An 11025-nucleotide genomic window follows, 5' to 3' on the forward strand; every position below is an offset into this window, starting at 1 on the left:
TTTCGGTCGCGACGCGACGTGCGCATATGCGCACGCCGGGATTGGATACAACATTTGGCGAAATAGGTGTTTACAACCGGCTTTACTCGCCGTAGAAGGTCTGCGCCCCGGCAAAATTGTCGAACTTCGTGTATTGCCCCAGGAACGTGAGCCGAACGGGCCCGATCGGACCGTTACGCTGCTTGCCGATGATGATTTCGGCCGTCCCCTTGTCAGGGCTGTCCGGATTGTAGACCTCATCGCGATAAATGAACAGGATCACGTCCGCATCCTGTTCGATTGCGCCCGATTCGCGCAAATCCGACATCACCGGACGCTTGTTCGGGCGCTGTTCGAGGCCGCGGTTCAACTGCGACAGCGCGATCACCGGCACGTCGAGTTCCTTCGCGAGGCTCTTCAGCGATCGCGAGATTTCGGAAATTTCGGTCGCGCGGTTCTCGCCCTGCGACGAACCCGACATCAGCTGCAGGTAGTCGACGATGATCAGGCCGAGCTTGCCGCACTGCCGCGCCAGACGCCGAGCGCGCGAGCGCAATTCCATCGGGTTCAGGCCGCCCGTCTCGTCGATGAAGAGCTGTGCCTCGCTCATCTTCTGCACCGCGTGCGTCAGCTTCGGCCAGTCCTCGTCCGTCAGGCGGCCCGTGCGCATCCGGTGCTGGTCGAGCCGGCCGATCGAGCCGAGCATACGCATCACGAGCTGGGTGCCCGGCATTTCCATCGAGAACACCGCGACCGGCAATCCATACTCGACCGCGACGTATTCGCCGATGTTCATCGAGAACGCCGTTTTACCCATCGACGGGCGCCCCGCGACGATGATCAGTTCGCCGCCGTGCATCCCGGACGTCATCCGGTCGAGGTCGACGAAGCCCGTCGGCGTGCCGGTGACGTCGCTCGGGTTCGCGGTGTGGTACAGCGTGTCGATGCGCTCGACCACCTGCGTGAGCAGCGGGCCGATCTCGAGGAAGCCCTGGTTGCCGCGCGCGCCCTCTTCGGCGATCGAGAACACCTTCGACTCGGCTTCGTCGAGCAGCTGGCGGACTTCCTTGCCCTGCGGGTTGAAGGCGTCGGCCGAGATCTCGTCGGCGACCGACACGAGCCGGCGCAGCACCGCGCGATCACGCACGATTTCCGCGTAGCGGCGGATGTTCGCCGCGCTCGGCGTGTTCTGCGCGAGCGCGTTCAGGTACGCGAGCCCGCCGACGTCGTCGGCCTTGCCGGACGTGGTCAGCGCTTCGTACACGGTCACGACGTCGGCCGGGCGCGTCGACGCGATCAGGCGGCCGATGTGCTCGTAGATGATCCGGTGGTCGTAGCGGTAGAAGTCGCCCTGCGACAGGAAGTCGGCAATCCGGTCCCATGCCGCGTTGTCGAGCAACAGGCCGCCGAGCACCGACTGCTCGGCTTCGACCGAATGCGGCGGGACTTTCAGCGATTCGATTTGGGGATCTTGCGGCGCGTTCATGGGTTGGGATTATCGCGAATAGATGGCGGCAGCGCTACCACCGCTTGCCGGCGAGCGGGCAATAAAAAAGGCAGGCCCCGGTTACCCGGGCGCCTGCCCTTGTCCGGACGGCGGAAGCCGCCCGGCAAGCTTGCGTCTACGCTTACGCGTGGTCGCCGATCACGTTGATCGTGACGTCGACGACGACGTCCGTGTGCAGCGCGACTTGCACGTTGTGCTCGCCGATCATCTTCAGCGGGCCTTCCGGCATGCGCACTTGCAGCTTCTCGACTTCGTAGCCTGCCTTCTTCAGCAGTTCAGCGACGTCGCCGTTCGTGACCGAGCCGAACAGACGGCCGTCGACGCCCGACTTCTGCGTGATTTCGAACGACTGACCGTTCAGCTTCTCGCCGACTGCCTGCGATGCGGCCAGCTTTTCAGCGGCGATCTTTTCGAGTTCAGCGCGGCGCACTTCGAATTCGGCGATCGCTTCCTTCGTTGCACGGCGAGCCTTGCGGTTCGGGATCAGGAAGTTGCGAGCGTAACCGTCCTTGACCTTGACGATATCGCCGAGGTTGCCCAGATTGGCGACTTTTTCCAACAGAATGATTTGCATTCGAATTCTCCTTATTGCGTCGCCTGATTACGCCTTGTGCTGATCGGTGTACGGCAGCAGCGCGAGGAAACGCGCACGCTTGATGGCCGTATCCAGCTGACGCTGATAGTGCGCCTTCGTACCCGTCAGACGAGCCGGCGTGATCTTGCCGTTTTCGCCGATGAAGTCCTTCAGCGTTTCCGTGTCCTTGTAGTCGATCTGCTCGACGCCGGCAGCCGTGAAACGGCAGAACTTCTTGCGCTTGAAGAGCGGGTTTTGTTGCTGACGACGCTTGTCGAATTTCTTACCAGTCGGGCGGGCCATGATTTCAGTCCTTTCCTGTGTCCTGCAATGCAGTGATGTGAAACACCAAGGTTCTCGCGTTGCGGCTTTTCTTGGCCAGGAAGCCCGTGAACAGCGTTTCGACGCCCATTTCACGACTTTCCAGCTTGCCGCTCGCCTCACCGGCCGCCACCGCCTCGATCGTCATTTCGACCTGACGGGGAATGCCTGCTTCGACGACTTCCGTGCGGTGATGCAACGTGGCGCTTGCGATCGGAACACCTGCCGGCGTATATCGCACCGGTGCGCGTTCGACGACGCTCGCCGTCAATTGCAACCTGTTCACGTGAGTGGCGCGCTCCTTGATGGCTTAATGAGTGACGAACTTAAGCCTGCGCTTCGGCCGGCTGAGCTGCAGCCGCCTTCTTGGCTTCTTCGCGCTGAACTTCCTTCATCATCGGCGACGGGCCGGTTTCGGCCTTCTTCATCTTGACGATGAGGTGACGCAGCACGGCGTCGTTGAACTTGAACGCGTGTTCGAGTTCGTCGAGCGTCGTCTGGTCGCACTCGATGTTCATGCAGACGTAGTGAGCCTTCGCGAGTTTCTCGATCATGTAGGCCAGCTGGCGACGGCCCCAGTCTTCGACACGGTGGATCTGGCCGCCGTGCGTCGTGATCGTGGTCTTGTAACGCTCGATCATCGCGGGCACCTGCTCGCTTTGATCCGGGTGCACGATGAATACGATTTCGTAATGACGCATTACACACTCCTTGTGGATTAAAGCCACCCGGGCGTCTGAACCGGTGTGGCAAGTGAGAAGCCGAAGATTCTAACCCGGTTACGGGGTGCATGCAAGGCCAATCGACGATTGGTCACCGGATTCTGGCCGTGTTTTCAAAGACTTGAACGGGTCCGTCGGGGCACGCACCCTCCGCTCGGCCTCTCGGCGGGCGGGGTCGAAACATCAACGCGCCCGCCCGCCGCCGCTGGGGTCATTCGCTGGGCGTGCCGGCGAGCCGCGCGTCGAGCGCCGTCCGGAACGCCGCGAGCGCCGCCGGCTCGGCGTCGGTCACGGCCCACCACGTCATCCCGGCCGCGTTCCAGCGGTCGAGCGCATAGCCCTGCGACACGGTCGTGTACGGGGCCGCCGGCCGCTCCCCGGCCGGCTGTACGTAGACGTCGACCACGTGTTGCCGGTGGCGGTAGACGAGCACCGCGACGCGGCGTCGCCCGACATAGTCGAGCCGGCCGCCGACCAGCGCGAAGCCGCTCCTGGCGAGATCCTCGACCGGCGGCGCATAGTCGAGCCGGCCGTTGAACCACGGCTTGACCGTGTGCTGGTCGGTCGAGATCACGTCGATGTCGCGCGCCGACAGGTCGGCCCGCACGTGGCTCGCGACCAGTTCGTCGACCGTTCGGTCGGTGTCGGCGTGGCGGGCCGACCATGCCATTCCGCCGGCCGCCGCGACCGCCATCAGCAACGCGACACCCCAGCCGAGCCCCGGCAACGCGGCCACGCGCGGCCTGGTGCCGGTGCCGGCCGGCCCCGGTCGGGCCGACCCGCCGCGCCCGGTCAGCCAGGAAAACCAGTCGCGGCCGCGCGGCCGCCGCGGCTCAGGCCGGGACTCAGGCCGCGGCTCAGCCCGCGACGGCTCGTGAGCAGGCGCGTCGGCCGCTGCCGGCAGGCTCGCGAGGATGCTCGCCCGCAGCGCGTCCGGCGCGCGGTGATAATCGGCCTGCCGCACGGCCTGCACCAGCGTGACGATCCGCGCGCGTTCGCGGCGGCACGCGTCGCACCCTTCGACATGCTGCTGGACCCGCAACGCATCGGGCGCCGACAGCTCGCGGTCGACGTCCGCGTCCAGCAACGCTCGCGCTTCGTTACAGTCCATCGATAGCCTCCGATGCGGTTCCGCCCGCCGGCGCTCGGCCCGGCCGGCCTTCGGTCGCCGGCACGCCGCCCAGCAGCGCGGCAAGCTTGCGCCGGCCGCGCGCGAGCCGCGACATCACCGTGCCGACCGGCACGTCCGCGATCGCCGCGATCTCGCGGTAGCTCAGGTCCTCCATCTCGCGCAGCACGAGCACCTCGCGGTATTCGGGCGGCAGCTTCGCGAGCGCCGCATTCACGAGCCGCACGTTCTCGCCGCGAAGCAGGTGCGCGAGCGGGTCCTCCGTCGCCGGCTGCCAGTCGTCCGGGACGTCGGCATCGTCGAGCGTGTCGGGCAGCGCGACCTCGTGCGCATGCGTGCGCCGCCGCCATTCGGTGTACCAGGTGTGGCGCACGATCGTCAGCAGCCACGGCCGCGCGTTGTCGCCGCGACACGAATCGACGAAGCGCAGCGCTCGCATGCACGCGTCCTGGACGACGTCGTCCGCATCGCCGGCGCTGCCGCTCAGCCAGCGCGCGAGGTTGTAGGCGGCGTCGAGATGCGGCAGCACGAGCGCGCGAAACCGCTCGCCGCGCGCGAGCGCATCGTCCGCCGCCCGTTCATCGACCGCCTGTCCGGCTTGCCCCACATGGCCTCCCTGGTCCCGGCGGCCGACGCCGCGCCCGTTCCGCGCACGGCGCCCGGACAGACCGGCAACGTGCGCGCTCGATGACCTTACCGCCGCTGCGTCGAGTTTATTCCCGCGCGGCACGCATGAAGCGTAAAAAAATCGCCGGACGGCCAGGCGGGCCGCCCGTTACGGCGTGGTGCTCCAGTAGCCGGGGCGTGCATACGCTTCGCGCAGGTAGTCGATGAAGTAGCGCACGCGCGCCGGCACGTAGCGCTGCTGCGGATAGACCGCGAGGATGTCGTAGTCCGGCAGCGCATAGTCGTCGAGTACGGTCTCGAGCTCGCCCGTTTCGAGTTGCGCGGCGATTTCCCACGTCGAGCGCCAGCCGAGCCCGAGCCCCTCGGCCACCCAGCGGTGCAGCAGCTCGCCGTCGTTGCAGTCGAGATTGCCGGTCACGCGCATCGTCGCGATCTTGCCGTGGCGCTGGAAATACCAGCCGCGGTTCTGCCCGCCCTGCAGGTTGAACGCCAGGCAGTTGTGCTTCAGCAGGTCGTCGAGCGACTTCGGCCGGCCGTGCAGGCGGAAATAGTCGGGCGTGCCGCACACCACGCGCCGGTTCGACGCGAGCTTCACCGCGACGAAATTCGGATCGACCGCGCCGCCGATCCGGATCGACAGGTCGTAGCCTTCGCGCACGAGATCGACGACGCGGTCGGTCAGGTTGAACGACAGCTGCATCTCCGGCTTGTCGGCGAGGAAGCCCGGCGCGTGCGGCGCGACGTGCTTGCGCCCGAACGCGGCCGGCGCCGACACGATCAGGTGGCCGCTGACCGCGCGCCGACCGGCGGCCAGTTCGTTCTCGGCCTGATCCCATTCGGACAGCAGCCCGCGACAGCGCTCGAGGAACGCGGCGCCCTCCTCGCTGACGACCAGCCGCCGCGTCGAGCGGTACATCAGCTTCACGCCGAGGCGCTTCTCCAGCGCGTCGATGCGCCGCCCGAGCACCACTGGCGACACACCTTCCTCCAACGCCGCCGCCGCGAGGCTGCCGGCATCGGCCACCCGCACGAACGTCTCGATCTGCTTGAAACGATCCATCCCCTGTCTCCGTCCCGGCTCCGACACCGGCGGGAAGCCCCGTCCGGCCGTCATTCCATACTTTTAGTTTCGAAATAAGCGACTTCGGCTGATCTTATCAAACCTTTCCTGCATCCCTAAAGTGTCCTCAACAGACCGATTCGCAAGATTCAACTATCCAAGGAGACATTCATGGCCAAGATGAGAGCCGTCGACGCAGCCGTACTCGTGCTCGAGAAGGAAGGCATCCAGACCGCGTTCGGCGTGCCGGGCGCCGCGATCAATCCGTTCTACTCGGCCATGCGCAAGTCGGGCGGCATCAGCCACGTGCTGGCGCGCCACGTCGAAGGTGCATCGCACATGGCCGAAGGCTTCACGCGTGCCGCCCCCGGCAACATCGGCGTTTGCATCGGCACGTCGGGCCCCGCCGGCACCGACATGATCACCGGCCTCTATTCCGCGTCCGCCGACTCGATTCCGATCCTCGCGATCACCGGCCAGGCACCGCGCGCGCGTCTCTACAAGGAAGACTTCCAGGCCGTCGACATCGAATCGATCGCGAAGCCGGTCACGAAGTGGGCCGTCACCGTGCGCGAACCGGCGCTCGTGCCGCGCGTGTTCCAGCAGGCGTTCCACCTGATGCGCTCGGGCCGCCCGGGCCCCGTGCTGGTCGACCTGCCGATCGACGTGCAGCTCGCCGAAATCGAATTCGACATCGACACGTACGAACCGCTGCCGGTCTACAAGCCCGCGGCCACCCGCGCGCAGATCGAGAAGGCGCTCGCGATGCTCAACGACGCGGACAAGCCGCTGATCGTGTCGGGCGGCGGCGTGCTCAACGCGGCGGCCGAAGACCTGCTCGTGCAGTTCGCCGAAACGGTCGGCGTGCCGGTGATCCCGACGCTGATGTCGTGGGGCGCGATTGCCGACGACCACCCGCTGATGGCCGGCATGGTCGGCTTGCAGACGTCGCACCGCTACGGCAACGCGACGCTGCTCGCATCCGACTTCGTGCTCGGCATCGGCAACCGCTGGGCGAACCGCCACACGGGCAGCGTCGAGGTCTATACGAAGGGCCGCAAGTTCGTGCACGTCGATATCGAGCCGACGCAGATCGGCCGCGTGTTCGGCCCGGACCTCGGCATCGTGTCCGACGCGAAGGCGGCACTCGAACTGTTCGTCGCGGTCGCGCGGGAATGGAAGGCCGCCGGCAAGCTCAAGGACCGCAGCGCGTGGGTCGCCGACTGCCAGGCGCGCAAGCGCACGCTGCAGCGCAAGACGCACTTCGACAACGTGCCGGTCAAGCCGCAGCGCGTGTACGAAGAGATGAACAAGGTGTTCGGCCGCGATACCTGCTACGTCAGCACGATCGGCCTGTCGCAGATCGCCGCCGCGCAGTTCCTGCACGTGTTCAAGGCACGCAACTGGATCAACTGCGGCCAGGCCGGCCCGCTCGGCTGGACGATCCCCGCGGCGCTCGGCGTGCGTGCAGCCGACCCGAGCCGCCCGATCGTCGCGCTGTCCGGCGACTACGACTTCCAGTTCATGATCGAGGAGCTGGCGGCCGGCGCGCAATTCAAGCTGCCGTACGTGCACGTCGTCGTGAACAACTCGTACCTCGGGCTGATCCGCCAGGCGCAGCGCGCGTTCGACATGGACTACTGCGTGCAGCTCGCGTTCGACAACGTGAACGCGCCGGAACTGAACGGTTACGGCGTCGACCACGTGGCCGTCGCGGAAGGCCTCGGCTGCAAGGCGCTGCGCGTGTTCAAGCCGGAAGAGATCGAGCCGGCGCTGCGCCAGGCGCAAACGCTCGCGGAAGAATTCAGCGTGCCGGTGGTCGTCGAAGTGATCCTCGAGCGCGTGACGAACATCTCGATGGGCACCGAAATCGACGCGATCAACGAGTTCGAGGATCTCGCCGAAAAGGCCGAGCACGCCCCGACCGCGATCTCGATGCTCGACTGAACCGACTGAACCGACTGAACCGACTGAACCGACTGAACCGACTGAACCGACTGAACCGACTGAACCGACTGAACCGACTGAACCGCACGACTTTTTTGACTGACCGACCGAAGAGGCTTAGCTCATGCCGAAGTTTGCTGCAAACCTGACCATGCTGTTCAACGAAGTGCCGTTCCTCGACCGCTTCAAGGCGGCCGCGGACGCGGGCTTCGACGCCGTCGAGTTCCTGTTCCCGTACCCGTACGCGAAAGAGGAACTCGCCGAGCGGCTCGAGACGCATCGCCTGCGCCTCGTGCTGCACAACCTGCCCGCCGGCAACTGGGACCAGGGCGAGCGCGGCATCGCGTGCCTGCCCGATCGCGTCGGCGAATTCCAGGAAGGCGTCGGCCGTGCGATCGAGTACGCGAAGGCGCTGAAGGTGCCCCAGCTGAACTGCCTCGTCGGCATTCCGTCGGCGAGCACGGCGCGCGACAAGACGTTCGTGACGATCGTCGACAACCTGCGCTTCGCCGCCGACGCACTGAAGCGCGAAGGCATCCGCCTGCTCGTCGAGCCGTGCAACAGCTTCGACATCCCGGGCTTCGCGCTGAACCGCTCGTCGGAAGGGCTCGACGTGATCCGCGCGGTCGGCTCGGACAACCTGTTCCTGCAGTACGACATCTATCACATGCAACGCATGGAAGGCGAACTGGCCGCGACGATCGAACGCAATCTCGCGTCGATCGGCCACGTCCAGCTCGCGGACAACCCGGGCCGCAACGAGCCGGGCACCGGCGAGATCAACTATGCGTTCCTGTTCGCGCTGCTCGACCGGCTCGGCTATGCCGGCTACGTCGGCTGCGAATACAAGCCCCGTACCACCACGACGGAAGGCCTCGGCTGGCTGCAAAGCGTGGCCGGCTGCGCACCGGCCTCGGCGCGTCGCGCCGCCTGAATCGCACCCTTCCCGTTTTCAGCCCCATAGGAGACTTTCACATGGCAACCATCGGTTTCATCGGCCTCGGCATCATGGGCGCGCACATGGCGCGCAACCTGCTCAAGGGCGATCATCAACTCGTCGTGAACGGCGCGTTCCCGATTCCGGACGACCTGCGCGGGAACGCGAAGGTCGTCGCGAACTCGACCGAAGTCGCGCAGCACGCGGACATCATCATCTCGATGGTGCCGGACACGCCGGACGTGCGTAACGTGCTGTTCGCCGACGACGGCGTCGCGAAAGGCCTGACGGCCGGCAAGCTCGTGATCGACATGAGCTCGATCTCGCCGCTCGACACGCAGGCGTTCGCGAAGCAGATCAACGCGCTCGGCTGCGACTACCTCGACGCGCCGGTGTCCGGCGGCGAAGTCGGCGCCCGCGAAGCGACGCTGACGATCATGGTCGGCGGCCCGGAGAAGGCGTTCGAACGCGCGAAGCCGCTGTTCGAGAAGATGGGCAAGAACATCACGCTCGTCGGCGACAACGGCGCGGGCCAGACCTGCAAGGTCGCGAACCAGATCATCGTCGCGCTGAACATCGAGGCGGTCGGCGAAGCGCTGCTGTTCGCCGCCCGCTCGGGCGCCGATCCGGAGCGCGTGCGCCAGGCGCTGATGGGCGGCTTCGCAGCGTCGCGCATCCTCGAAGTACACGGTGCGCGGATGACCAAGCGCACGTTCGATCCGGGCTTCCGCATCGAGCTGCACCAGAAGGACCTGAACCTCGCGCTCGACGGCGCACGCAAGCTCGGCCTCGCGCTGCCGCACACCGCGAGCGCGCAGCAGCTGTTCAGCGTGTGCGCATCGCACGGCGGCAAGGCATGGGATCACTCGGCACTCGTGCGCGCGCTCGAGATCATGTCGAACTTCGAGATCGGCCAGACGCCGGCCGCGTAACGCGGATGCCGCAACGCGCGTTTGTGCTGCGATCGCGGACGCGCGCGACGCATACACGCGATTCGGCCGCGGCCGGTCGCATCGATGCGCGATGCACGCGCGCATCACGGTGGGGCGCCCCGCCCCGCATCGCCAACGGCATGCGGGACGGGGCGAAAAACGCCGCTCTGGGCTGAGAGCGGCGTGGTGGGGTCCGCAGCGGCACCCGGCGGCGCCGGGGAAGCCTTGGTCGGTCAGACGTCGTCGTCGGGTGTCCGCCTGTCGGATTTCGCGTATTACATTTCTTTACGTTCGAGCGTGCGATTTTTCATGCAATCGTCGCGTTGAACGCCTACACTTTCGCCACGCCTTTCGAGAAAACCGCCGCGCTTGCGCGCCCCTTCCGGGGTCCGCACCCAGCGCGGTGTTTTTTTCGCCACTTCACGGCGCGTTTTCTTTTCAACCACCTAAGGAGTGCAACGATGGGTCTTCTTTCGTTTATTAAAGAGGCGGGTGAAAAACTGCTGGGTCACGCCGATGCGCAAGCAGCGGAAGATCCGAATGCCGCGAACCAGACTGCGGCCGACGCAATCAAGAATTACATCAGCTCGCAAGGTCTCGATACGTCGAACCTGACCGTCGCGTTCGACGGCGCATCGCGCACCGTCACGCTGTCGGGCAGCGTCGCCGATCTCGACACGAAGGCGAAGGTCAAGGTCGCGGCCGGCAACGTGCAGGGTGTCGCGGGCGTCAACGATGACGATCTGCAGCCGGACGATCCGGAAGTGCAGTACCACGACGTGAAGCCGGGCGACACGCTGTCGGCGATCGCCAAGGAAGTGTACGGCGATGCGAACAAGTATCCGGTGATCTTCGAAGCGAACAAGCCGATGCTGTCGAGCCCGGACCGGATCTACCCGGGCCAGAAGCTCGTGATTCCGCCGCAGTCCTGAGCATTCGCGCAGCACTGACGCAAAAATGGCAGGCCATTGGCCTGCCATTTTTTTATGCCTTCTACGCGCCGCCCGAGCGGCGCGCCATCGGTCACAGCGTGTCGAATGCGCGTTGCAATGCGTCGCGCTCGCGAATGCCGTTCGCGAGCGCGAGCATCAGCAGCACGCGCGCCTTGAACGGGTGCAGCGAGCCCGCGCTCACGAACCCGAGCGCATCGTCGCTCGCGGCGCCGTTGCGCATCACGTGCCCCGAACCGACGCGCGACGCACGCACCACCGCCACGCCCGCGTTCACCGCATCGGCGAGCGCCGTCTGCAGCGTCGCATGGATCGAACCGTTGCCGGTGCCCGCGACGAC

The 11025-nt window shown here is 66.0% G+C and carries 13 protein-coding genes and 1 pseudogene; 4 read left to right on the forward strand and 10 right to left on the reverse strand.

The window, feature by feature from the left end; genetic code table 11:
• Positions 1–82: 82 nt before the first annotated feature.
• From JMF86_RS09145 to JMF86_RS09180, 8 genes are all read right to left on the reverse strand, one after another.
• A complete protein-coding gene (locus JMF86_RS09145) occupies positions 83–1465 on the reverse strand; it encodes a replicative DNA helicase (RefSeq protein ID WP_006486249.1) in 1383 nt (460 codons plus the stop codon).
• A 142-nt stretch (positions 1466–1607) separates the two neighbouring features.
• Positions 1608–2060, reverse strand: coding sequence for a 50S ribosomal protein L9 (rplI, locus tag JMF86_RS09150; protein WP_006486256.1), 453 nt, complete (start codon positions 2058–2060; stop codon positions 1608–1610).
• Positions 2061–2087: 27 nt separating this feature from the next.
• Positions 2088–2363, reverse strand: coding sequence for a 30S ribosomal protein S18 (gene rpsR / locus JMF86_RS09155; RefSeq protein WP_004193360.1), 276 nt, complete (start codon positions 2361–2363; stop codon positions 2088–2090).
• A gap of 4 nt (positions 2364–2367) precedes the next feature.
• Positions 2368–2667 (reverse strand): primosomal replication protein N, encoded by a 300-nt coding sequence (gene priB / locus JMF86_RS09160; RefSeq protein WP_011549649.1) that lies wholly within the window; start codon positions 2665–2667, stop codon positions 2368–2370.
• 40 nt (positions 2668–2707) lie between these two features.
• Positions 2708–3082, reverse strand: a complete 375-nt coding sequence (gene rpsF / locus JMF86_RS09165; RefSeq protein ID WP_011549648.1) for a 30S ribosomal protein S6 — start codon at positions 3080–3082, stop codon at positions 2708–2710.
• Positions 3083–3314: 232 nt separating this feature from the next.
• Positions 3315–4214 carry an anti-sigma factor gene (locus JMF86_RS09170; RefSeq protein WP_011549647.1) on the reverse strand — a complete coding sequence of 300 codons (900 nt, stop codon included), beginning with the start codon at positions 4212–4214 and terminating at the stop codon, positions 3315–3317.
• Positions 4204–4839, reverse strand: coding sequence for an RNA polymerase sigma factor (locus JMF86_RS09175; protein WP_011549646.1), 636 nt, complete (start codon positions 4837–4839; stop codon positions 4204–4206). The genes JMF86_RS09170 and JMF86_RS09175 overlap by 11 nt, the downstream gene beginning before the upstream one ends.
• Positions 4840–5007: 168 nt before the next feature.
• On the reverse strand, positions 5008–5919 hold the full coding sequence (locus JMF86_RS09180; protein WP_006478620.1) for a LysR family transcriptional regulator: 912 nt from the start codon (positions 5917–5919) through the stop codon (positions 5008–5010).
• Positions 5920–6090: 171 nt separating this feature from the next.
• Between JMF86_RS09180 and gcl the strand changes: the two genes are divergently transcribed.
• The 3 genes from gcl to JMF86_RS09195 all read left to right on the forward strand — a co-directional run bounded on the left by gcl (position 6091) and on the right by JMF86_RS09195 (position 9735).
• Positions 6091–7866: a glyoxylate carboligase gene (gene gcl, locus JMF86_RS09185; protein WP_006478619.1), complete on the forward strand. Its 1776-nt coding sequence runs from the start codon at positions 6091–6093 to the stop codon at positions 7864–7866.
• Positions 7867–7990: 124 nt separating this feature from the next.
• On the forward strand, positions 7991–8800 hold the full coding sequence (gene hyi, locus JMF86_RS09190) for a hydroxypyruvate isomerase (RefSeq protein WP_011549644.1): 810 nt from the start codon (positions 7991–7993) through the stop codon (positions 8798–8800).
• Between the two features lie 41 nt (positions 8801–8841).
• The gene (locus JMF86_RS09195) at positions 8842–9735 is read left to right on the forward strand and encodes a 2-hydroxy-3-oxopropionate reductase (protein ID WP_011549643.1); all 894 of its coding nucleotides are present in this window, start codon (positions 8842–8844) and stop codon (positions 9733–9735) included.
• A 275-nt stretch (positions 9736–10010) separates the two neighbouring features.
• Here the strand turns inward: JMF86_RS09195 and JMF86_RS09200 are convergent, their stop codons facing one another.
• Positions 10011–10181, reverse strand: a complete 171-nt coding sequence (locus tag JMF86_RS09200) for a hypothetical protein (protein WP_166488141.1) — start codon at positions 10179–10181, stop codon at positions 10011–10013.
• 15 nt (positions 10182–10196) lie between these two features.
• Between JMF86_RS09200 and lysM the strand changes: the two genes are divergently transcribed.
• Complete coding sequence (lysM, locus tag JMF86_RS09205) at positions 10197–10667, forward strand: peptidoglycan-binding protein LysM (RefSeq protein ID WP_006478617.1); 471 nt, start codon at positions 10197–10199, stop codon at positions 10665–10667.
• Between the two features lie 91 nt (positions 10668–10758).
• Here lysM and JMF86_RS09210 read toward each other — a convergent pair.
• Positions 10759–11025: pseudogene (locus tag JMF86_RS09210) on the reverse strand (L-asparaginase); the annotation flags it as partial.

Source organism: Burkholderia sp. E168m15 (assembly GCF_016586105.1).
In the GTDB taxonomy this organism is placed as follows: Bacteria; Pseudomonadota; Gammaproteobacteria; order Burkholderiales; family Burkholderiaceae; genus Burkholderia; species Burkholderia orbicola.